Origin of the sequence: Rhizobium sp. AN5, assembly GCF_900215255.1 — a bacterium.
GTDB classification, from domain to species: domain Bacteria; phylum Pseudomonadota; class Alphaproteobacteria; order Rhizobiales; family Rhizobiaceae; genus Agrobacterium; species Agrobacterium tumefaciens.
Genome location: NZ_OCMJ01000004.1, coordinates 65366 through 86963 on the forward strand (window position 1 = coordinate 65366; position 21598 = coordinate 86963).

Annotated in this window: 23 protein-coding genes; 11 read left to right on the plus strand and 12 right to left on the minus strand. The window is 57.8% G+C overall.

Annotated elements, in window-relative coordinates:
- Window positions 1–8: 8 nt before the first annotated feature.
- Window positions 9–1214 carry a bifunctional phosphopantothenoylcysteine decarboxylase/phosphopantothenate--cysteine ligase CoaBC gene (gene coaBC / locus CRP02_RS12585; protein ID WP_097171385.1) on the plus strand — a complete coding sequence of 402 codons (1206 nt, stop codon included), beginning with the start codon at window positions 9–11 and terminating at the stop codon, window positions 1212–1214.
- On the plus strand, window positions 1211–1570 hold the full coding sequence (locus CRP02_RS12590; RefSeq protein WP_003514733.1) for an MmcQ/YjbR family DNA-binding protein: 360 nt from the start codon (window positions 1211–1213) through the stop codon (window positions 1568–1570). Before coaBC ends, CRP02_RS12590 begins: the two co-directional genes overlap by 4 nt.
- Window positions 1571–1593: 23 nt before the next feature.
- Here CRP02_RS12590 and CRP02_RS12595 read toward each other — a convergent pair whose 3' ends face one another.
- The 3 genes from CRP02_RS12595 to ubiE form a co-directional block, all read right to left on the minus strand.
- Complete coding sequence (locus CRP02_RS12595; RefSeq protein ID WP_097172753.1) at window positions 1594–2508, minus strand: sterol desaturase family protein; 915 nt, start codon at window positions 2506–2508, stop codon at window positions 1594–1596.
- Between the two features lie 163 nt (window positions 2509–2671).
- The gene (gene ubiB / locus CRP02_RS12600) at window positions 2672–4246 is read right to left on the minus strand and encodes a 2-polyprenylphenol 6-hydroxylase (protein ID WP_097171386.1); all 1575 of its coding nucleotides are present in this window, start codon (window positions 4244–4246) and stop codon (window positions 2672–2674) included.
- A 36-nt stretch (window positions 4247–4282) separates the two neighbouring features.
- On the minus strand, window positions 4283–5059 hold the full coding sequence (gene ubiE / locus CRP02_RS12605) for a bifunctional demethylmenaquinone methyltransferase/2-methoxy-6-polyprenyl-1,4-benzoquinol methylase UbiE (protein ID WP_097171387.1): 777 nt from the start codon (window positions 5057–5059) through the stop codon (window positions 4283–4285).
- A 143-nt stretch (window positions 5060–5202) separates the two neighbouring features.
- Between ubiE and mutM the strand changes: the two genes are divergently transcribed.
- The 4 genes from mutM to dnaA all read left to right on the plus strand — a co-directional run bounded on the left by mutM (window position 5203) and on the right by dnaA (window position 9706).
- A complete protein-coding gene (mutM, locus tag CRP02_RS12610; RefSeq protein ID WP_097171388.1) occupies window positions 5203–6105 on the plus strand; it encodes a bifunctional DNA-formamidopyrimidine glycosylase/DNA-(apurinic or apyrimidinic site) lyase in 903 nt (300 codons plus the stop codon).
- A 31-nt stretch (window positions 6106–6136) separates the two neighbouring features.
- Window positions 6137–6910, plus strand: coding sequence for an enoyl-CoA hydratase (locus tag CRP02_RS12615; protein ID WP_003514743.1), 774 nt, complete (start codon window positions 6137–6139; stop codon window positions 6908–6910).
- A 194-nt stretch (window positions 6911–7104) separates the two neighbouring features.
- A complete protein-coding gene (rpsT, locus tag CRP02_RS12620) occupies window positions 7105–7371 on the plus strand; it encodes a 30S ribosomal protein S20 (protein WP_003493474.1) in 267 nt (88 codons plus the stop codon).
- 871 nt (window positions 7372–8242) lie between these two features.
- Window positions 8243–9706, plus strand: a complete 1464-nt coding sequence (gene dnaA / locus CRP02_RS12625) for a chromosomal replication initiator protein DnaA (protein WP_003514748.1) — start codon at window positions 8243–8245, stop codon at window positions 9704–9706.
- A gap of 74 nt (window positions 9707–9780) precedes the next feature.
- On the opposite strand, the gene hemW is transcribed toward dnaA, so the two are convergent.
- From hemW to rph, 3 genes are read right to left on the minus strand one after another with little or no spacing between them, the layout of a single operon-like run.
- Entirely contained in the window at window positions 9781–10980 is a 1200-nt protein-coding gene (gene hemW, locus CRP02_RS12630; protein WP_097172754.1) for a radical SAM family heme chaperone HemW, read from the minus strand.
- 5 nt (window positions 10981–10985) lie between these two features.
- Window positions 10986–11630, minus strand: a complete 645-nt coding sequence (gene rdgB / locus CRP02_RS12635; protein WP_003514751.1) for an RdgB/HAM1 family non-canonical purine NTP pyrophosphatase — start codon at window positions 11628–11630, stop codon at window positions 10986–10988.
- Between the two features lie 17 nt (window positions 11631–11647).
- Entirely contained in the window at window positions 11648–12364 is a 717-nt protein-coding gene (gene rph, locus CRP02_RS12640) for a ribonuclease PH (protein ID WP_003514752.1), read from the minus strand.
- A gap of 136 nt (window positions 12365–12500) precedes the next feature.
- Between rph and hrcA the strand changes: the two genes are divergently transcribed.
- Window positions 12501–13592, plus strand: coding sequence for a heat-inducible transcriptional repressor HrcA (gene hrcA / locus CRP02_RS12645; protein WP_097101329.1), 1092 nt, complete (start codon window positions 12501–12503; stop codon window positions 13590–13592).
- 113 nt (window positions 13593–13705) lie between these two features.
- Complete coding sequence (grpE, locus tag CRP02_RS12650) at window positions 13706–14341, plus strand: nucleotide exchange factor GrpE (protein ID WP_097101331.1); 636 nt, start codon at window positions 13706–13708, stop codon at window positions 14339–14341.
- A 129-nt stretch (window positions 14342–14470) separates the two neighbouring features.
- On the opposite strand, the gene ptsN is transcribed toward grpE, so the two are convergent.
- From ptsN to lptC, 6 genes are all read right to left on the minus strand, one after another.
- Window positions 14471–14932 (minus strand): PTS IIA-like nitrogen regulatory protein PtsN, encoded by a 462-nt coding sequence (gene ptsN / locus CRP02_RS12655; protein ID WP_003493488.1) that lies wholly within the window; start codon window positions 14930–14932, stop codon window positions 14471–14473.
- 82 nt (window positions 14933–15014) lie between these two features.
- Complete coding sequence (gene hpf / locus CRP02_RS12660) at window positions 15015–15596, minus strand: ribosome hibernation-promoting factor, HPF/YfiA family (RefSeq protein ID WP_097101333.1); 582 nt, start codon at window positions 15594–15596, stop codon at window positions 15015–15017.
- A gap of 234 nt (window positions 15597–15830) precedes the next feature.
- Window positions 15831–17381: an RNA polymerase factor sigma-54 gene (gene rpoN, locus CRP02_RS12665; RefSeq protein ID WP_097171389.1), complete on the minus strand. Its 1551-nt coding sequence runs from the start codon at window positions 17379–17381 to the stop codon at window positions 15831–15833.
- 153 nt (window positions 17382–17534) lie between these two features.
- Window positions 17535–18344, minus strand: coding sequence for an LPS export ABC transporter ATP-binding protein (gene lptB / locus CRP02_RS12670; RefSeq protein ID WP_003514762.1), 810 nt, complete (start codon window positions 18342–18344; stop codon window positions 17535–17537).
- Between the two features lie 9 nt (window positions 18345–18353).
- On the minus strand, window positions 18354–18920 hold the full coding sequence (locus CRP02_RS12675) for an LptA/OstA family protein (protein WP_097101335.1): 567 nt from the start codon (window positions 18918–18920) through the stop codon (window positions 18354–18356).
- 13 nt (window positions 18921–18933) lie between these two features.
- Complete coding sequence (gene lptC, locus CRP02_RS12680; RefSeq protein WP_003514764.1) at window positions 18934–19599, minus strand: LPS export ABC transporter periplasmic protein LptC; 666 nt, start codon at window positions 19597–19599, stop codon at window positions 18934–18936.
- Between the two features lie 249 nt (window positions 19600–19848).
- Between lptC and sppA the strand changes: the two genes are divergently transcribed.
- From sppA to CRP02_RS12695, 3 genes are all read left to right on the plus strand, one after another.
- The gene (gene sppA, locus CRP02_RS12685; RefSeq protein ID WP_097171390.1) at window positions 19849–20802 is read left to right on the plus strand and encodes a signal peptide peptidase SppA; all 954 of its coding nucleotides are present in this window, start codon (window positions 19849–19851) and stop codon (window positions 20800–20802) included.
- Between the two features lie 2 nt (window positions 20803–20804).
- Complete coding sequence (locus tag CRP02_RS12690) at window positions 20805–21131, plus strand: integration host factor subunit beta (RefSeq protein WP_219256707.1); 327 nt, start codon at window positions 20805–20807, stop codon at window positions 21129–21131.
- A gap of 65 nt (window positions 21132–21196) precedes the next feature.
- The gene (locus tag CRP02_RS12695) at window positions 21197–21538 is read left to right on the plus strand and encodes a LapA family protein (RefSeq protein WP_003514766.1); all 342 of its coding nucleotides are present in this window, start codon (window positions 21197–21199) and stop codon (window positions 21536–21538) included.
- Window positions 21539–21598: the final 60 nt, after the last annotated feature.

A 21598-nucleotide genomic window follows, 5' to 3' on the forward strand; every position in this document is an offset into this window, starting at 1 on the left:
CCGGCATCATGACGCTTTCAGGCAAACATATTCTCCTCATCATCTCCGGCGGCATCGCGGCCTATAAGAGCCTCGACCTCATCCGCCGCCTGAAAGAGCGCGGCGCAAAGGTGACGCCAGTCATGACGAAGGGCGCACAGGAATTCGTCACTCCGCTTGCTGTTGGCGCACTGTCCGCCACCCACGTCTTCACCGAGCTTTTTTCGAGGCAGGACGAGCAGGATGTCGGGCATATCCGGCTCGCGCGCGAATGCGACCTTGTGCTGGTCGCGCCCGTCACCGCCGATCTGATGGCGAAGATGGCGAATGGTCTGGCTGATGATCTTGCCTCCACGATCCTTCTGGCGACCGATCGCAAGGTGCTGGTCGCACCTGCCATGAACCCGAAAATGTGGTCGGCAAAGCCAACGGTGCGCAATGTCGAAACGCTGAAAAAAGACGGCGTGTTTTTCATCGGCCCTATGGCAGGCGAAATGGCGGAAAAGGGCGAGGCCGGTCTTGGTCGTGTGGCGGAGCCTTTGCAGATCGTCCAGGCAGTAGAGGCGTTGCTGGATGGCGGGCCGAAGCCTTTAAAAGGCAGAACGGCGATCGTTACTTCCGGCCCCACCCATGAGCCGATCGATCCGGTGCGTTACATCGCCAACCGCTCCTCCGGCAAGCAGGGCCATGCCATCGCAGCTGCGCTTGCGGAATTGGGGGCGGAGGTAACGCTGGTCTCGGGTCCCGTCACGATTGCCGATCCGGCGGGCGTTGCAACGGTCCATGTCGAGCGTGCCGAGGAGATGCGCGATGCGGTGATTTCAAGGCTGCCAGTGGACATCGCCGTCATGGTCGCCGCTGTCGCCGACTGGCGAGTGGCGGGTTCTTCGGAGCAGAAGATCAAGAAGCAGCCAGGCGATTCCCCGCCTGCGCTGCAACTTATGGAAAACCCCGATATTCTCAAAACCGTCGGCCACCACGAAAAGCGCCCGAAGCTGGTGGTGGGTTTCGCCGCCGAGACGCAGGATGTCGAAAAAAACGGCCGGGCCAAACTGGAGCGCAAGGGCGCCGATTATATCGTTGCCAATGATGTGTCGGCGGAAACCGGCATCATGGGTGGAGACCGCAACAGCGTGAAGATCATTTCGAATGAGGGTATCGAGGCCTGGCCTGATATGGACAAGGCCGAAGTCGCCAAACGTCTGGCGGCCCTTATCGCGGAGAAACTCGCATGAGCCTTTTCGATCGCAAGACATTCGACAGGGTGCTCGGCGAATGGCCGGGCGTCCGTTTCGTCGATCAGTGGGATTCCCACGTTGCCAAGGTCGGAGACAAGGTCTTTTCCGTTTTGGGTGAGCGTGACGACTGGCGGCTTGTGGTGAAATGTTCGGAGGAAAGCTTCGAAATCCTCACCTCGCTGGAAGGGATCCATCAGGCACCTTATTTCGCCAAGCGCAAATGGATATCGATCTCCGATCATTCACCGCTGGAGCAAGAGGAGCTGGAACACTATGTCCGCCGCTCCTATGAACTCGTTGCCGCAGGGCTGACGAAGAAGCTACGGGTCGAACTGGGAATTCTCCCGGCCTGAAGGCGGCATTGCCGCCAATCCCTTCAATTTTCTTTCGTGTTTCGCCCGATGATCTGGCGAACCCCTTCCTTGGTGAAGGGCTGAAAAAGTTGTGGCAAAAAGCCCTTTGCAATTTCTCCCTTGATGCCGATGTTGGTTGAGGAAGGGCGATCGGGATTGAAATAGCTGCCAAACAACTGGTCGAAAACGACAAGGTTCTCACCATAATTGGTATTTCCCTCAGGCAGCTGTTTGGAATGGTGCCATCGGTGCAGCCTGGGGGTGCTGAACACGTAGTCCAGCGGACCGGTTTTCATATCCACATTGCAATGGGTCAGAATGCCGATGAAGGCCGTCACAGCCGCGAGCCACCAGAACACCTGCAACGGTGCGCCCATGAGATAAAGCGGAATCTGGCTGAGCGCGATCTTGAACAGCGAGTCGGCTACATGGAAACGGCCCGTATTGACGACCCAAAGACGGACAACGCTGTGATGAAGCGCGTGGAAACGCCAGAAAAACACCGTTTCATGAGCGATACGGTGCGCCCAGTAGAGACCGAATTCAGCGATCATCAGGGCGAGCGTGACCTGAACGATCATCGGCAACTGAGAAGGCCACAGGTCGAATTTCATGGCCGCCAAAGGTTGCAGAAAAATGGCAGTCAGCATTGGAAAGAGAACCGCTGCCATGGCAGCAAGCTGAACAAGCCCCTTGGTCAAGAGCGTGTGGGCGATATTGTTGACGGTTTCACCATCAGACTGAAGCCATTCCGTCTCGTAGGGAATGTAACGCTCAAGAAGAAACAGGCTGGCCACCGCGCCCGCGTAGACGGCGAGGAATGTGGTGATTGGATGCTCACTCGAAAAAGCGAAATAAGCCCCGGTAAGACCGAGAAAAAACACCATGGGCCACGAGCAATAGGTAAGGACCCGTTTTACGGCTTCATTTTTTGCCATCAATCTCAATTCCCGTCCGGCAATCATTTAACTTTCAACCAAGATCAGGTCATTATCCTCGATATGTTGCAGCAGCATGGTACGCATCTATCGAACTGGAAGACCGGCGATTTTCGGTTCGAAAGTGTGCCGCACCGGCGTGAGCGCCGAGTTTGAATATCGTTTAGCTGATCCTGATCGCGATATAGAGAAGCGTCAGCGCAATCACCCAGAGCGCCGCCCGGCCCCATTTGGTATGGCGCGCTTCCGCCTTGCCGATGGCTTCCGCCGTCTGGGCGTCGAAACGCAGGCCGTTCTCGCTCATATACACCAGGTCGGAATGCAGCTTCTCCGTCTTGGCAGCGATCTCGGGTGCCGCCTCCGCAAGCTTGAGAGCAGCCTTCACGCCGTCCTTCAGATCGGTGACGATGCGTTTCGGGCCAAGATTGTCCCTTATCCAGCCGCTGACGACCGGATCGGCCGCTTTCCACATGTTGAAACGCGGATTGAGCATGCGGGATACGCCTTCCACCACCACCATGGTCTTTTGCAGCATCACCAGTTCCGGGCGCGTTTCCATGTCGAAGAGTTCGGTAACTTCGAACAGCAGCGTCAGCAACTTGCCCATGGAGATCGTCTCGGCCGGCTGGCCGTGGATCGGTTCGCCGATGGCGCGGATCGCCTGCGCAAAGCTGGCTTTATCGTGATGGCCCGGCACATAACCGGCCTCGAAATGCACTTCCGCGACGCGCATGTAATCGCGGGTGATGAAGCCGTAGAGGATTTCGGCAAGGAACCTGCGTTCTTTTTTGCCCAGCCGCCCGGCAATGCCCATATCCACGGCTACGATCATGCCCTGCGGATCGACAAAGAGATTGCCGGGGTGCATGTCGGCATGGAAAAAGCCGTCGCGCAACGTGTGCCGCAGGAAGGACTGGATGAGGGTATCAGCCAGCTTGTTCAGATCGTGGCCGGCAGCCTTCAGCCCCTCAATATCCGACATCTTGACGCCGTCGATCCATTCCATGGTGACGACATCGCGGCCGGTGCGTTCCCAATCTACCTCCGGAACGCGGAATCCGGGGTCTTCTTTGGTATTTTCGGCAAGTTCGGAAAGGGCGGCGGCCTCAAGCCGCAGATCCATCTCGATCTTGGTTGTCTGTTCCAGCGTGCGAGTGACTTCCACCGGCCGCAGGCGGCGGGCAGAGCGGACGAAACGCTGTTGCAGGTCGGCGATCAGATACATCGCCTCCAGATCGTTCTGGAAGCGCTGGCGAACGCCGGGGCGAATGACCTTGACGGCGACCTTGCGCGGCCCTTTCGGCGTATCCACTATCGCCGGGTGAACCTGGGCGATGGAAGCGGCGGCGATCGGATCGCCAAATTCCCTGTAGAGTTCCGAAACAGACCGCCCGAGCGAACCTTCGATGTTAGCCTTGGCCGCGGCTGCGGGGAAAAATGCCATGCGGTCCTGCAGGCTCGCAAGATCGTCGGCGAAGTCGGCGCCGACCACATCCGGCCTTGTGGCCAGAAACTGTCCCATCTTCACATAGGACGGGCCAAGCCGCTCGACAGCTACCGCCAGCCGGTCGCTACGCTGCGCCCGCTTGGCCTTGCTGCGGGCGAATGGCTTCAGCAATGCCTTTATCACTTGCGCGGAGGCAGGAAGGTCATCGGATGGCAAGGCCAGCACGACGCCTTCGCGCACGAGAACCCAGCCAACCCTTGCGAGGCGGAAATATGCGCCCAAAGTGCTCATGCTTATGCTTGTCTCCTGCTTTTGCCGGACATGGTCTTAAAGCTTCCAGCCGGAATGCAGGGCGGCGATACCGCCGGTGTAATTGGTGTAGGTCACGCGCGAAAAGCCGGCGGTGCGGATCATCGTCGCGAAATCCTCCTGGTTGGGGAATTTGCGGATCGACTCGACCAGATATTGATAGGGCTCGGCATCGCCGGTGATCATCTTGCCGAATTGCGGAATGGCGTTGAACGACCATGCATCATAGACGCGGTCGAGCAGCGGCATTTCCACTTCGGAAAATTCCAGCACCAGCAGTCGCCCGCCACGTTTCAGCACGCGGTAGGCCTCTTTCAGCGCAACGTCGATGCGCGGCACGTTGCGAATGCCGAAGGCGACCGTATAGGCGTCGAAGCTGTTCGCCTCGAAGGGCAGCTCTTCGGCATTGGCTTCAACGAAGGTTAGATTGTCGGAAAGCTTTCGTTTTACCGCGCGCTCCTCGCCAACGGCAAGCATCGAGCCGTTGATATCGAGAACGGTGGCATGCGCCAGACGGTTGGAGGCTTCCACGATGCGGAAGGCGATATCGCCGGTGCCACCAGCTACGTCAAGCACCTTATAGGAGGCATCCTTGCGCGGTGAAAGCGAGGACACCATGGCGTCCTTCCACAGCCGGTGCAGGCCGGCCGACATCACGTCGTTCATAATGTCGTAGCGCTTGGCCACCTTGTGGAAGACATCGTTGACCAGCCCCTGCTTTTTGCCTTCGTCCACTTTGTGGAAGCCATAGGACGTTTCCATGCCGCCTTGGGCAGTGGTACGGGCGTCGGTCATCGTCTGTCTCCATATTAATTGCGTGGCGGACCATAGCGGAAACGCCGTGGCGACGCTATCTGTTGCCGCATCGCCTGGGCGCGACATTTCGCGTGCATTGTATAGACCACATGGTCCTAACGATAAACTGCCGGATAAGCCAGATGCCAGAATTGCCAGAAGTCGAAACCGTCAGACGCGGCCTCGCGCCCACCATGGAAGGGGCAAGCATCCGCAAGCTCCATCTTGGCCGTCCCGATCTGCGCTTTCCGTTCCCGGAAGACTTCGCGGGACTGATCGAGGGCAAGACGATCATATCGCTCGGGCGCAGGGCGAAGTATCTCTTGATAGAGCTGGAAGACGGGCTGACGATCGTTGCCCATCTTGGAATGTCCGGCTCGTTCCGTATCGAGGCGCGAGAAGATGAGGCAGGGAATAGGAACGCGCCCGGCGCGTTTCATTATGCCCGCTCGAAGGACGGCAAGCATGATCATGTCGTCTTTCATCTGGATAGAGGCGAAGAGCGCATCTGCGTCATCTATAATGACCCGCGCCGCTTCGGCTTCATGCATCTGGTGGAGCGCAACAAGCTCGATCTTTACCCCGCTTTTGCGGAGTTGGGACCGGAACCCACCGGCAACGCGCTGAGTGCTGATTATCTCGCGAGCCGGTTCCAGGGTAAAAGCCAGCCTTTGAAAAGCACGCTGCTGGACCAGAAGGTCATCGCGGGCCTCGGCAATATCTATGTCTGTGAGGCGCTGTGGCGTGCCCATCTCTCGCCTTTGCGGGCGGCGGGAACGCTGGTGACCAAAACCGGAGAGCCGAAGCCGCAGCTCATCAATCTTACGGAGAAGATCCGGGACGTGATCGCGGACGCAATCGCCGCCGGCGGCTCTTCCCTGCGCGACCATATACAGACGGACGGAACGCTCGGTTATTTCCAGCATTCCTTTTCAGTCTACGATCAGGAAGGCCAGCCTTGCCGTACACCTGGCTGCGGGGGTACGGTTGAAAGGATAGTGCAGGCCGGTCGTTCGACCTTTTATTGCGCGGCCTGCCAGAAGTAGCTGAGGCGGAATAATGGCGAGGGAGACTGCCGTGGATTATGAAACGATACTGGTCGAGAAACGCGACGAGGTGGGCGTCATCACGCTCAACCGTCCCAAGGCGCTCAACGCCCTCAATTCGGTGCTTCTGAAGGAGCTGCGGCACATTCTCTCCTCGTTCTCTGCCGACGATTCCATCGGCGCGATCATTATAACGGGGTCGGAAAAGGCATTTGCCGCTGGCGCGGACATCAAGGAAATGCAGGGGCTGGATTTTGTCGATGCCTATGTCGGCGACTTTCTCGGCGGCTGGGACGAGGTCGCATCGACCCGCAAGCCGGTCATTGCCGCAGTCTCCGGCTTTGCGCTGGGCGGCGGGTGTGAGCTGGCAATGATGTGCGATTTCATCATCGCTTCGGACACGGCGAAATTCGGCCAGCCGGAAATCACGCTTGGCGTCATTCCCGGCATGGGCGGCTCACAGCGGCTAACGCGGGCGGTGGGCAAGGCGAAGGCGATGGATCTGGTTCTGACCGGCCGCATGATGGATGCGGCCGAGGCAGAGCGCGCCGGCCTCGTTTCGCGGATTGTCCCCGCAGCAAATCTTATGGATGAGGCGGTGGATGCCGCCACGCGCATCGCCTCGCTGTCGCGCGCTTCCGTTCTCATGGCCAAGGAAAGCGTCAATCGCTCATTCGAGGTTCCCCTTTCGGAAGGGCTGAGATATGAAAGGCGATCCTTTCAGTCGCTCTTTGCAACAGCGGATCAGAAGGAGGGCATGGCGGCCTTCGTTGAAAAGCGCAAACCCGCTTTCCGGAATCGCTAAGGATTCGGAATATCGGCGTTTTCCGCCATTTGCGCGTTGACGGGCGTACGCTTTAGCGGTATATGCCCGCCCACGGTTAAGGAAAGCCATCCGGCTTGTCCGAAATTACTCCCGCATTCTTGGGTTAAGTGAGGTCTTCGAACGACCCGATCCTCTGGTTGCGGAATTTGGTTTGAATTCGAAGAGAGGCATACATGGCCAATACAACTTCGGCGAAAAAGGCGACCCGCAAGATCGCTCGCCGTACCGCAGTCAACAAGGCTCGCCGTTCGCGCGTTCGCGGCTTCATCCGCAAGGTCGAGGAAGCAATTGCTTCGGGCGATCTGGCAGTAGCCACCGAAGCTCTGAAGGCAGCTCAGCCTGAGATCCAGCGCGCAGCGACGCGTGGCGTTCTGCACGGCAACACGGCATCCCGTAAGGTGTCGCGTCTTGCCCAGCGCGTTAAGGCTCTTTCCGCCTAATCCGGCTAATCACAATTAACTATTCAAAAAGCCTGGTCTTTTGACCGGGCTTTTTGTGATTCTAACCCTCCGTTAATCATTCCTGCCGTAACGTGACAAACGCGTGTCAGATGAGCGACAAGAAAAACTGAATAAAAACAATGGATTGCCGGAGGTCTCCCGAAAAATGGGAAGCTTTCTCTACGGAAGTCGCAGCCAGTTTTGAGTCAAGAAGATTTTTATTTTTTTGCCAAAACGGGCTATCGAAAAATGCCAAAATTGAATCTCATTGATTCATAAGCGATTCTGCTTCGGACCTTGCCGGTGATGCAAAACGACCATTGCGAGTCAATGGTCGATCTGAGTTTTTGCAGAAAAAACGCCATTGATCTCTCCCCACGATCCTGCCTAAATGCATTTCAACAAGGGGTGCGGATCTCAGTCCACAGATTATCTCGATGATCGTATCGACGATATTCACCTTCTTGCTGGCGGGTCTTTCGAGGTCCGTTTTCTCAGGTCATTGAGCTTTTTGTGCCGTTTCGGTCTCGGAACGGGCTGGAGCTTTTTGTCCTTAAGAATGCGCCTTACAGTTGTAGCGAAAGGAGCGTTTTTAGCGTGTCGCAGGCCTCTCCATGAAGGGGAGGGAAATGGGATAACCGGCTCGCAAACAAGTAGTAGTCTTTGACGCTCTTTCGAGGGGAGTGCTGGAGGCGGGAAATAATACGAGGGGGATCTCTGGCGATCGTTTTTTGATCGTCAGGCTATGATTGGCAATTTGAAAGGCGGCAATATGCAATTGAATTTGGCGATGGGTGCGGTGGCCGATGGGGACCGCGCACCACAGGCTCGTGATGCAGCTTGCTCAGAAGCGGCAGGGGATAAATCGGCAATGAAGCACGATGCGCTGTTTGAACGTTTTAGCGCGCGGCTGAAGGCACAGGTTGGTCCCGAGGTCTATGCAAGCTGGTTTGCACGGCTCAAACTCCACACCGTTTCGAAAAGCGTCGTCCGTTTTACCGTTCCGACGACCTTTCTGAAGTCCTGGATCAACAACCGTTATATGGATCTGATCACCAGTCTCGTCCAAAGCGAGGATCCGGACGTGCTGAAGGTGGAAATTCTTGTCCGCTCCGCCAGCCGCCCGGCCCGGCCCGCGCAGGTCGAGGAACGGGTGCAGCCCGTTCAGGACATGGGCGCTGTTGCGCGCAACAAGTCCTTCATTCCGTCGCAGCCGGCGACAGCACCTTCTGCACAGCCTGCGGCGGCGCAGGCGACGCTGCGGCAGGGTAGCTCCGGGCCGCTGTTCGGTTCGCCGCTCGATACACGTTTCACCTTTGACACTTTTGTCGAGGGCTCGTCCAACCGCGTCGCGCTTGCGGCGGCAAAGACGATCGCTGAAGCGGGTGCCGGTGCGGTGCGCTTCAATCCGCTGTTCATTCATGCGGGTGTCGGGCTTGGCAAGACACACCTTCTGCAGGCGATTGCCAATGCTGCCATCGACAGCCCGCGCAACCCGCGTGTGGTCTATCTGACGGCCGAATATTTCATGTGGCGTTTTGCGACTGCGATCCGCGACAATGATGCGCTGACGCTGAAGGACACCCTGCGCAATATCGACCTTCTGGTCATCGACGACATGCAGTTCCTGCAGGGCAAGATGATCCAGCACGAATTCTGCCACCTGTTGAACATGCTGCTCGACAGCGCCAAGCAGGTTGTCGTGGCCGCTGACCGCGCGCCGTGGGAGCTGGAATCGCTTGATCCGCGTGTCCGTTCGCGCCTTCAGGGTGGCATGGCCATCGAGATCGAAGGTCCCGATTACGACATGCGCTACGAAATGCTCAACCGTCGCATGGGCTCGGCGCGTCAGGACGATCCGTCTTTCGAGATTTCGGACGAAATCCTGACCCACGTGGCCAAAAGCGTGACGGCGAGCGGACGCGAGCTTGAAGGCGCCTTCAACCAGCTGATGTTCCGGCGCTCTTTCGAGCCGAACCTCTCGGTTGACCGTGTCGATGAGCTGCTGTCGCACCTCGTCGGGAGTGGGGAGGCCAAGCGCGTCCGTATCGAGGATATTCAGCGCATCGTCGCCAGACATTATAATGTGTCGCGGCAGGAGCTGGTTTCCAACCGTCGCACCCGCGTCATCGTCAAGCCGCGCCAGATCGCCATGTATCTGGCCAAGATGCTGACACCGCGCTCATTTCCCGAGATCGGTCGCCGTTTCGGCGGTCGCGACCACACCACGGTTCTTCACGCGGTGCGCAAGATCGAGGATCTGATTTCCGGCGACACCAAGCTCGGCCACGAGGTTGAGCTGCTGAAGCGCCTGATCAACGAAAACAACGCATGAAAAAGCGGCCTTCGGGCCGCTTTTTTATTGGTTTCTCGGTTGTTGATTGGCTCAGGACCAGGCAGTGCTGCCGGTCAGCAGGCGAGATCGGCGACCACGGCATCCAGAATAAGCATGCCGGAAGGGGTGCAGCGCAGGCGGGAATTGCCGATGCGTTCCACGAAGCCGTGTTGCAGGAGGAATTCCTCTTTCTCCGGGTCGAGTTCGCGGCCGGAGAGATCGCTCCAGCGAGCAAGATCAATGCCTTCGCGCAGGCGTAGACCCATCAATAGCAATTCGTCTGCCTGTTCGTCGACGCCGAGAAGCTCCTGATCGACCATGCCGTGACCTTCACGCTCGACGGTCTCGAGCCAGGTTTCCGGGTGGCGCTCGGTGACGGTGGCGAGCTTGGAGGCGCCATTGGTCAGGCGTCCATGCGCACCAGGGCCAATACCGGCATAATCGCCATAACGCCAATAGGTCAGGTTATGGCGGCTTTCCGCACCGGGGCGGGCATGATTGGAAACCTCGTACGCCGGCATGCCGTAACGCTCGGTGATTTCCTGCGTCGCTTCATAAAGCACGGCCGAATGCTCGCCATCCGGCACAATCAGCTTGCCAGCCTTGTGCAGCCCGTAGAACGGCGTGCCTTCCTCGATAGTGAGCTGATAGAGCGACAGATGGTCGACAGCGTAGGAGACCGCTTCCTTCAGCTCAGCGTCCCATTCGGCCACCGTCTGTTTCGGGCGGGCGTAAATGAGATCGAAGGACATGCGCGGAAAAATCTCCCGCGCCAGCCGGATGGCTTTCAGCGCATCGGCAACATCATGCAGACGGCCAAGGAACTTCAGGTCCCGGTCGTTCAGCGCCTGAACGCCGAGCGAGACGCGGTTGACGCCGGCTGCCCGGTAACCGCGAAACCGCTCCGCCTCGACGCTTGAAGGATTGGCCTCCATGGTGATCTCGATACCATCAGGCACATGCCAGAAGCGCGAAACGCCATCAAGAAGCGCGCCTACGGTCTGCGGGTCCATCAGCGAAGGTGTGCCGCCGCCCATGAAAATGCTGGTGACGACACGCGGACCGCTGAGCGCCCGCATCTTTGCCATTTCGCTGAGGAACGCCGCAGTGAACCGTTCCTGATCCACCGGGCGGTGGCGGACATGGCTGTTGAAATCGCAATAGGGGCATTTGGCCGCACAGAAGGGCCAGTGCAGATAGATCCCGAAACCGGGATCGCCCGTATCCGGCAGAAGCGACGCGCCGGGGGCAGAAAGTTGGTGCTCCCCGGTCATCGGGTTCATGCCTCCAGGCAGGTTTCTACGAATTTTTTAAAGGCGCGGGCACGGTGGGAGAGCGCAAACGCATCGCCGTGCTTCCAGCCGTGTTTTTCGTCTGCGGTCATTTCACCGAATGTGGTGTCGTAACCTTCCGGTTTGAAGATGGGGTCATAGCCGAAACCGCTCGTTCCGCGCGGGGGCCACGCCACCGTGCCTTCCACCTCGCCGCGAAAATATTCGACATGCCCGTCCGGCCAGGCAAGGCACAGCACGCTGACGAAGCGGCCCGTGCGGTCTTCCGGCTTCGTTGCACCGCGTTCGGCAAGCGCATCCTCGACCTTCTGCATGGCCATGGCGAAGTCGCGCGTACCGTCAGCCGTTTCCGCCCAATTGGCGGTATAAACGCCCGGCGCGCCATCCAGCGCATCGATCACCAGACCGGAATCGTCAGACAGAGCAGGCAGGCCGGACGCCTTCGCAGACGCGAGCGCCTTGATGGCAGCATTTTCCTCAAAGGTGGTGCCTGTCTCGTCCGGCTCCACGAAGTTCAGCTCCGCAGCCGATTTGGCTGAAAAGCCGAAAGGCCCGATCAGGTCGGCGATTTCGGCGATCTTGCCCTTGTTGTGGCTGGCGACGACGATCGTTCTGGTATCGAGCTTGCGCATGACGTTTTCCTGTCGGCTCAGGCGATTGCCTGTTTCTGAAGGGCGACCAGTTCGCTGCATCCCGCCTTTGCAAGACCGAGCAGCGTCAGGAACTCCTCTTCGGAGAAAGGGGCGCCTTCCGCGGTTCCCTGCACCTCAACGATGCCGCCGGAGCCGGTGATGACGAAATTCGCATCGGTCTCGGCGGAGGAATCCTCGAGATAATCGAGATCGATGACCGGCTGTTTTGCAAAGATGCCGCAGGAGATCGCGGCAATATGGTCTTTCAGGACCTTTTCGACCTTGATCATGTTGCGGGTTTCCATCCACTTCAGGCAATCATGCAGGGCGATCCATGCGCCGGTGATGGAAGCCGTGCGCGTGCCGCCATCGGCCTGAATGACGTCGCAGTCGATGCTGATCTGGCGCTCGCCGAGCGCCTGCAGGTCGACCACTGCACGCAGCGAGCGGCCGATGAGGCGCTGGATTTCCTGCGTGCGTCCGCCCTGCTTGCCGGCTGAGGCCTCGCGTTTCATCCGTTCATGGGTGGAACGCGGCAGCATGCCGTATTCGGCGGTGACCCAGCCCTTGCCGCTGTTGCGCAGCCACGGTGGCGTCTTTTCCTCAAGGCTTGCGGTGACGAGCACATGCGTATCGCCGAATTTGACCAGACAGGAACCTTCGGCATGTTTCGAGAAATTGCGCTCGAAGGAAACCTTGCGCATCTGATCGGTTTTTCTGCCTGAAGGCCGCATATGATCCACTCTCCATGTTGGTTCCTGCCTTCTAAGGTGCGCCCCGGGCTTTTGCAAAGCCAATTTCCATTTTGCCGCAGCGGTGCAACGCATTATATTGGTAAGGACAAGGTTTTTACGATAAAGAACGGATCATATGGGCTTTTCCGCACCGCTTTCAAAAGATCAGGCATCGTTGCTGGATGAACGGTCGCGGGAGATTTTCCGGCGCATCGTCGAAGGCTATCTCGACACCGGCGAACCCTTGGGGTCGCGCAGCCTGTCGCGGCTGTTGCCGATGTCGCTTTCACCGGCCTCCGTTCGCAACGTCATGAGCGATCTCGAGGAACTGGGTCTCATCTATTCGCCGCACATCAGCGCCGGTCGCCTGCCCACCCAGACGGGGCTGCGCTTCTTCGTGGACGCATTCATGCAGGTGGGCGATTTGCCCGCCGATGAGAGAGCCAGCATCGACCGGCAGATCGGTCCGGTCGCCGGCCACGAGCAATCGCTGGAAGGGTTGCTGACGGAGGCAAGCCGCATGCTTTCAGGCATGTCGCGCGGTGCGGGCCTGGTGCTGACGGCCAAGAGCGACGTCATTCTCAAGCATGTTGAATTCATCCGGCTGGAGCCCACCAAGGCGCTTGCCGTGCTGGTAGGGGACCACAATCAGGTCGAAAACCGTATCATCGAATTGCCGGCTGGCATTTCGTCATCGCAATTGACCGAGGCGGCGAATTTCATCAATGCCCATCTTTCCGGGCAGACGCTGCAGGAACTGCGGGGCCAGTTTCAGACGCAGCGTGCCGAATTGCAGTCGGAACTCGGCACGCTCGCGCAGGATCTCATCGAACGTGGTCTCGCCATATGGGCGGGCGACAATGAAGAGGGCAAGCTCGGCCGCCTCATTGTCCGCGGACGCTCCAACCTGCTGGAAGGTCTGGCCGGTGAGGAAGATATCGATCGTGTGCGCCTGCTGTTCGACGATCTGGAACGCAAGGAAAATCTCATCGAGATCCTCAACCTTGCAGAAAGTGGCTCAGGTGTCAGGATTTTCATCGGCTCGGAAAACAAGCTCTTCTCGCTGTCAGGCTCGTCACTGATCGTGGCACCTTATCGGGATGAGGAAAATCGCGTTGTGGGTGCGGTCGGCGTCATCGGTCCCACGAGGCTCAATTACGCCCGTATCGTGCCTATGGTGGACTACACCGCACAAATTATGGCCCGCCTTTCCCGAAAGCAGAGATAGGACAAGCCCGCAAGGTTAGAGAATGCGGCAAGCTTTTCGCCGCAAGCCTTGATTTTTGCCCTTCAAACCTCGATATCGGGCGCAACCAACAATATTCAAATCTGGAGAACGTCATGACCGACGATACGAAAAAGCCCGGACCTGACGCGGACGTCGCCGAAGAGTTTGTCGAACCCGCATTTACAGGGGAAGAGACGGCGGAAGCTGCCGAGCCCGATCCGATCGAACTGCTCAGGGCCGAAAATGCCGATCTGCGCGACAAGTTCCTGCGTCTTGCAGCAGAAATGGACAATCTTCGTCGCCGCACCGAGCGCGAAGTCAAGGATGCGAAGGCCTATTCTCTCGCCGCTTTCGCGCGCGACATGCTTGCCGTTTCCGACAATCTTCGCCGCGCTCTTGAAGCCATTCCGGACGAACTCAAGACCAATGGCGAAGCCGGTCTCAACGGCCTGATCGAAGGTGTCGAGATGACAGAGCGTTCGATGCTCTCGACGCTGGAGCGCCATGGCGTCAAAAAGATCGATGCGGAAGGCCAGAAATTCGATCCGAATTTCCACCAGGCTATGTTCGAAATTCCGAACACGGCGGTTCCGAACAACACGGTACTGCAGGTGGTTCAGGCCGGTTTCACCATCGGTGACCGGGTGCTGCGCCCCGCCATGGTTGGCGTCTCCAAGGGTGGCCCGAAGGTGGAGACCGCCGCAACGCCCGAGCCGGGCACCGCTTCCGTCAATGAGAAGGATGCGTGAGGCATTCTCTCACCTAAAGCGCGTCCGGATGTAAAACCGGTACGCGCTTTTGCTTGAAATGCTCCAATAAAAAACGCGCCTCAAGGGCGCGTTTTTTTGTCCATGGAAAGGGCCGTCGGCAACCTTTGATCAGGCAGCGGTCGCCTGCTCCTGATTGAGGAAGGCGTAGATTGCCGTGTCGGAATCGGTGGCGCGCAGCTTGGCCACCAGCTCGGGGTCGCGCAAAGCACGGGCAATTCTCGACAGCGCCTTCAGATGATCCGCGCCGGCGCCTTCGGGTGCAAGCAGCAGGAAAACCAGATCGACCGGCTGGTCATCCAGCGCCTCGAAATCAACAGGTGTTTCAAGACGTGCGAAGACGCCGGTGATCTGATGGATGCTGCTCAGCTTGCCATGCGGAATGGCAATGCCGTGCCCCACACCGGTGGAGCCGAGTTTCTCACGCTGGAGGATGACGTCGAAAACTTCCCGTTCCGAGACTCCGGTAATTCTGGCTGCCTTTGCGGCCAGCTCCTGAAGCAATTGCTTTTTGGAATTCACCTTGAGGGCGGGAATAATCGCATCTTGTTGCAGCAAATCTGCCAACGCCATTCTCTTTTTCCTTCATGCCATCGAGACGATGCAGGAGGCAGATACGCTTTCGCGCTCTGCCTCCCATGTCTTGTCAGACTGTTCAGCTCTTGATCGTTTCCGCGTCGATCCAGCCAATATTGCCGTCATGTCGTCGGTAGACGATGTTGAGATATTCCTTGCCGGGGCTGCGGAACAGCAGAACCGGTTCGTCCGTCATGTCGAGCGCCATCACGGCGCTGGCGACGGACATCGTCTTTATCTGTTTCGAACTTTCCGCAACGATCGTGGGTGCGTAGTCTTCCGGAACCTCGTGGTCCTCATCGGGGACAGCATCCATTACCGTATAGGCGATTTCCGACATCGCGCCGTTCACCGCGGAACCATTGTGGTGATGGTCCTTCAGCTTCCGTTTGTAGCGACGCAGGCGCTTCTCGATACGCTCGGCGGCGGCATCGAAACTCGCTTGCGGATCATTTGCCTGACCCGCCGCATGCAATACAACGCCCGTATCGAGATGCAGTTTGCAATCGGCTGCAAAACGCGATCCGGACTTCTCTACGGTCACTTGGCCTGAATACCCCCCATCGAAGTATTTGGTAACTGCCAGACCTATATTGTCCTCAATCCGCTGCCGGAAAGATTCGCCGATCTCCATATGTTTACCAGATACACGCACACTCATGGAAAATTTCCTTTTTGTAGTGATTTGCGAGTACCAGCTTACGTCAAGCCGCGCGCGCATCCAAGCGTTTCGAAGGCCTTTAAAAGCCCCCATTCGAATTTTACGCCCATGGACGGTGGAGGTGAATCCGTTACAAATGACCTTGCTTACGTGTGCGGCGGGCTTCTAGCCCTTGCCGTAGCAAGAGTCAATGGTGCGGCTGGAAAGCCCTGAAAACGTGACCAGCGCCACCGCTCAGAACGCCGACAGTCTGGCCAGGGCCTTCTTCTCGCGCCGTCTCTGAACGGAGGATGGGATGTTCATCGCCTCGCGATATTTGGCCACGGTGCGGCGGGCAAGATCGATACCACTCTTTTTCAGATTATCGACGATATCGTCATCGGAAAGCACTGCGTCGGCGGCCTCCTGCGCGATCATCGCCTTGATGCGATGACGCACCGCTTCTGCCGAATGGCTGTCACCGCCTTCCACCGAACTGATGGAAACACTGAAGAAATATTTCAGCTCGAACAGGCCGCGCGGCGTCAGCATGTATTTTTTCGACGTCACCCGGCTGACGGTGGATTCGTGCATCTTGATGGCGTCGGCCACCGTCTTGAGGTTCAGCGGGCGCAGGTGATCCACGCCATTGACGAGAAAGGCGTCCTGCTGGCGCACGATTTCGGTCGCCACCTTCATGATCGTTCTGGCGCGCTGGTCGAGGCTGCGGGTCAGCCAATGGGCCGTCTGCATGCATTCGGAAAGGAAATCCTGATCCTCTCCCTCACGCGACTTGTGCCTTGAAACCTCTGCGAAATAGGTCTGGTTGATGAGCACGCGCGGCAGGGTCTCGGGGTTGATTTCCACAAGCCAGCCGCCGGCAGAGGAAGGGCGAATGATGATATCAGGAACGATTGTCTCGGAAACGGTCGAATCGTAACCAGCGCCGGGACGCGGATTGAGCGTGCGGATTTCCGCCAGCATGTCGAGAAGGTCTTCCTCATCCACGCCGCAGAGCTTTTTTAGAGAAGCGAAATCCCGTTTCGCCAGAAGCTCCAGATTGTCGATAAAAGCCCGCATTGCCGGATCAAGCCTGTCCTTCTGGGCAAGCTGGATCGCCAGACATTCGCTCAGCGAGCGGGAAAACACGCCGGGAGGATCAAAGCCCTGAAGCGTCTCCAAAATGCGCTCCACTGCCGAAGGCGCCGCCCCCAGCCGTTCAGCGACATCTTCGATGGCATCTACGGCGATATATCCGGTCTCATCGAGCTGGCCGATCAGCGCATCAGCGATCATCCTGTCTTCCACAGAGGATATGGCGAGAGGCAATTGCTGATTGAGATGGTCGCTGAGGGTCTGTTTCGCGGCAACGAAGTCGTCGAGATCGTAACTTTCGCCGGACTCCTGCCCGGGCATGGATTTCCACTGCCCCGCCAGTTCGGGTGCGTCGGGCTTTCTGGGTTCGGTATCGTCGGGAAAAACATTTTCGAAGCTGGTGTCGAGCTGCTCGCCGAGATTTGCCGCGCGGTCGCCGTACCAGTCGTCGCTGTCGGCCGTTACCGGCGCAGACTTGTCGGACCCTTCGCTGTCGGCATCGCCGAAATTCTCCGCATCAACAGGGGTATCGTTGCTCAAATCGCCGTCGTTTGCTGCAATTTCAAGCAAAGGATTGCGTTCCACCTCCTGCGCGATGAACTGCGTCAGTTCGAAATGCGTCATCTGAAGCAGCTGGATGGACTGCATCAGTTGCGGTGTCATCACGAGAGACTGGTTTTGACGCAGCAAAAGGCTGGCAGATAATGCCATGGCGGACGCGAAACTCCCCTTACAGCTTCTTCGTCGCCACAAATTTCATAAATTTTGCGCAGGCAACGAAACTTGGCCCAAAAATTGCTTTTTTATTATGTTTGGTCAAGCGTCACTGCGGGGCGCGATGAAGAATCTTTCGCGCCCGGGAGCTTAAAGGCTAAAATTATTGCCGAGATAGAGCCGGCGCACATCCGGATTGTTGACGATATCGTCCGCACGGCCATGGGTCAGAACCTCACCGGCATGGATGATATAGGCGCGGTCGATGAGGCCGAGCGTTTCGCGAACATTATGGTCGGTGATGAGAACGCCGATCCCGCGCGCGGTCAAATGTCTGACGAGGTTCTGAATGTCGCTGACGGAGATCGGATCGACGCCGGCAAAAGGTTCGTCCAGAAGCATGAAGGTTGGATCGGTCGCGAGAGCACGGGCGATTTCCAGACGGCGACGTTCGCCGCCCGACAGCGCGACAGCGGGCGATTTGCGCAGCTGCGCAATGTGGAACTCTTCCAGCAACTCATCGAGCTTGCGGCTGCGCTTGGCGCTGTCAGGTTCGTGCACTTCCAGCACGGCGCGGATGTTTTCCTCGACTGTCAGTCCGCGGAAAATGGAGGCTTCCTGTGGCAGATAGCCGACACCGAGGCGGGCACGCCTGTACATCGGCATGGTGGTGACGTCGTTGCCGTTGATTGCGATCTTGCCGCTATCGACGGGTACGAGGCCCGTGATCATGTAGAAACAGGTGGTTTTGCCCGCGCCGTTCGGGCCAAGCAGCCCCACGGCTTCACCACGGCGCACGACCAGCGAAACGCCGTTGACAACCCGCCGCGTATTATAGGTCTTCGTCAGACCATGCGCGATCAGGGTGCCGTCATAGCGAGCCTTGTCGGCCTGCGACGCAGCGTCCACAGGTCGGTCGCGCCCACCGCCAAATATTTTTGAGATCGAGGCTATCTTCACGAGGTGAGACTACTGTTTCTTCTGCTGCGATTTCGGATCGAGCATGATCCGGACAGGGCCGCCGCAGCTTTCGAGCTTTGCCTGCCCTGAATTCATCAGAACAGTGAGCTTGCAGCCGGTGAAGACATTCGCGCCCTCGGACAGCACAACCTGCTTGCCGGTCAGAATGAAGGTCTGCGCCGCCATGTCGAATTCGCCGTGATCGGCCGTGGCCTTCTGCGTCTCGGACGTCAGGTAGACGTTATTGTCGACGAAGATTTTTTCGATGTTGGCGTCACCGCTGGTGAGCGAGGAACCTTCACCCTTGTAATTGACCGTCATCTTGCCGGCCTGAAGGGTGGTGGTGCCCTGCACAACTTTTACGTTACCTGTGAAATAGGCCTTGCGCTCTTGGTCCCGAATCTCGAGCTGATCGCTTTCGATAGCGATCGGCTGGTCGCCGGAGAGCTTGACGCCTGTCATGTTGCTGGTGGTGTTCTGAGCGAAAGCCACGGTTGCAAGACAGGAAAAAGCAAAAGCTGCGACTGTAACGCCTGCGGATTTGCCAAGGGAAACGGGACGGGAAATTTGCATCATCTGGACCGGGCTCTCACTTGCCTTCATTCTTGATATTGGATGCAGCGATACGTGCGCGTACCTGCCCCGAAAATGTAATAGTCTTGCCATTATCCGCGATATCAATCGATTGCGCAACAATGGCGCCGTCGTTTGTTTTGATCGAAACCGGCTCTTTGCTGCTCATTTTTCCAGCCTTCAGATCGACATCCGCAGATTGGAACTTCGCTTGTATGCCATTGCTGAGATTGATGTCAAAAGGGGCGGTCATCTTCAGCGTGTTGGTGGCCCGGTCGAAAATGCCTTCCTTGGCGATCACCTGGGCGACGCTGTCGTTCACAGGCACCGCAGCCAGAACCCTTTCGAGCGTCATGAGGTTGGGGTTGGCGATGTCCTGCAACGCACGGTCTGCGTTCATGGAGTAGTCGATCCCCTTCTCGTTGCGGCCCGCAACTGCCGGCTTTTCCATCACGATCTTGCCGTCTTCGATCCTTGCGCTTTCAAGCGAGACCTCTTCGGGCGCCCAGGTGCGAATGAGCGAAACGGCGACGAAGGCAAACGAGATGATCGCCGCACCGAGCGGCAGAATGATTTTCAGCCGCTTCACGCGCGCGGAATGCCTCAGCGCGCGCTCGTAAGCGCCGTTCTGGTCATTGGGCAGCGGAAACGCTGGCGCGGGTTGGCGGAGTCTTTCGAGCATAAGAGTGGGTCCGGAAAACTTCCTGGGCGCCACTTTGGCGCGCAACTGAAGCTTATATGTTTATCTTGATGTCTTTGGCATGAGTGCTGTGTCCTGCCAATATGGTTTTTGTCTGGAAAGGTGCAAGGGAAATGCGAATTTAATCGTAATTCTGGTTTCCTTATTGTTTCCTTGCGGCTTCGCGCTAGAAGAACCATATGGCCATGATGCTTATATTACGCTTCAAATGCCGGAAGGCAGGGGTTTTCGATGGATAATATGGCGATAGCGGATCGCAGACGATTGCGCCGCAAGCTGACTTTCTGGCGGATTGCCGCTGTTTTTCTGTTTATCGCCGGCATTTTCGGCCTCTACCGGTTTTTATGGGCCGCCCCGCAGCAAAGCGAGAGACCCCATATTGCCCGTGTCCAGATCTCCGGGCTGATCCAGGACAATACCGAACTTCTGGAGCGGCTCGACAAGATTGCCAAGAGCGACAATGTCAAAGGGCTGATCGTGTCGATTTCATCGCCCGGTGGTACCACCTATGGCGGCGAGCGCATCTTCAAGGCCATTCGCGGCGTTGCGGAAAAGAAGCCGGTGGTGTCCGATGTCCGCACGCTTGCCGCCTCCGCTGGATATATGATCGCATCTGCAGGTGACGTCATCGTCGCTGGCGAAACCTCGATCACCGGCTCGATCGGCGTGATCTTTCAATATCCCCAGATCGGCCAGCTGATGGATAAGCTCGGCGTTTCGCTGCAGGAAATAAAGTCCTCTCCGATGAAGGCAGAGCCTTCGCCGTTCCATGAGGCGCCCGAAGAGGCGAAGACGATGATCCGTTCCATGGTGATGGACAGCTACGGCTGGTTCGTCGACCTTGTGGCCGATCGCCGCAAATTGCCGCGCGAGGATGTGTTGAAACTGGCGGACGGATCGATTTTCACGGGCAGACAGGCGCTCGCCAACAAGCTGGTCGACACGCTTGGCGGCGAAAAGGAAATTCGCGGCTATTTCGAAACGCGCGGTGTTGCCAAGGATCTGCCGATCGTGGAATGGCGCGCACCGTCTTCCAGTTCGCCTTTTTCGCTTTTCAGTGTTGCGCAAATAGCGAAGCTTCTGGGATATGACGATTTAATTCCGTTTGCGGGCTCCGGTCAGCTCGGTGCGGACAAGTTGTTTCTTGACGGTCTTGTTTCCGTTTGGCAGGTTGAGCCGCATTAAAAATCCAATTCTTTCAGGGGGCAACCGTGATCAAGTCTGAACTGGTGCAGATCGTTGCTGCGCGTAACCCGCACCTTTATCACCGTGACGTGGAAAATATCGTCAATGCGGTGCTGGATGAAATCACCGATGCCTTGGCAGCGGGAAATCGTGTCGAGCTTCGTGGTTTCGGCGCATTTTCGGTGAAAAACCGTCCTTCGCGATCCGGTCGGAACCCGCGTACGGGTGAATCGGTTTTCGTCGAGGAAAAATGGGTGCCTTTCTTCAAGACGGGCAAGGAACTGCGTGAGCGCCTGAACCCCGGTATGGGTGACGAAGAGGACGATTGATCGTTCTCACCCGCCGCGCCGGAAACGGAGCCGGCGGAATGCACGCCGCGATGGAGTAATGTCGGATGTCGAAAAAAATCATCAACCTCATCATCCTGCTTCCGCTGGCGATTATCCTCGTCATCCTGTGCGTGGCCAATCGTCAGTCCGTGACGCTCGCGCTCAATCCGTTCCGGCCGGAGGATGGCGTACTTTCCTTCACCGCGCCGTTTTTCGTGTTCCTGTTTCTGGCCGTCATTTTCGGTGTGCTTCTGGGATCTTCCGCCACATGGTTTGCGCAGGGCAAGCATCGCAAGCGCGCCCGGATCGAGGCGAAGGAAGCCGTTCGCTGGCATGACGAGGCGAACCGGCACAAAGCGGCAACAGCCGCGCAGCTTCCGAATGCGGGCCAACTCCCGGCAAAGTGATGGTGCCGACATTCGTTGCGGCTCTAGTCGAGCGACGCTTGGAATGCTATTTGCTGGCGC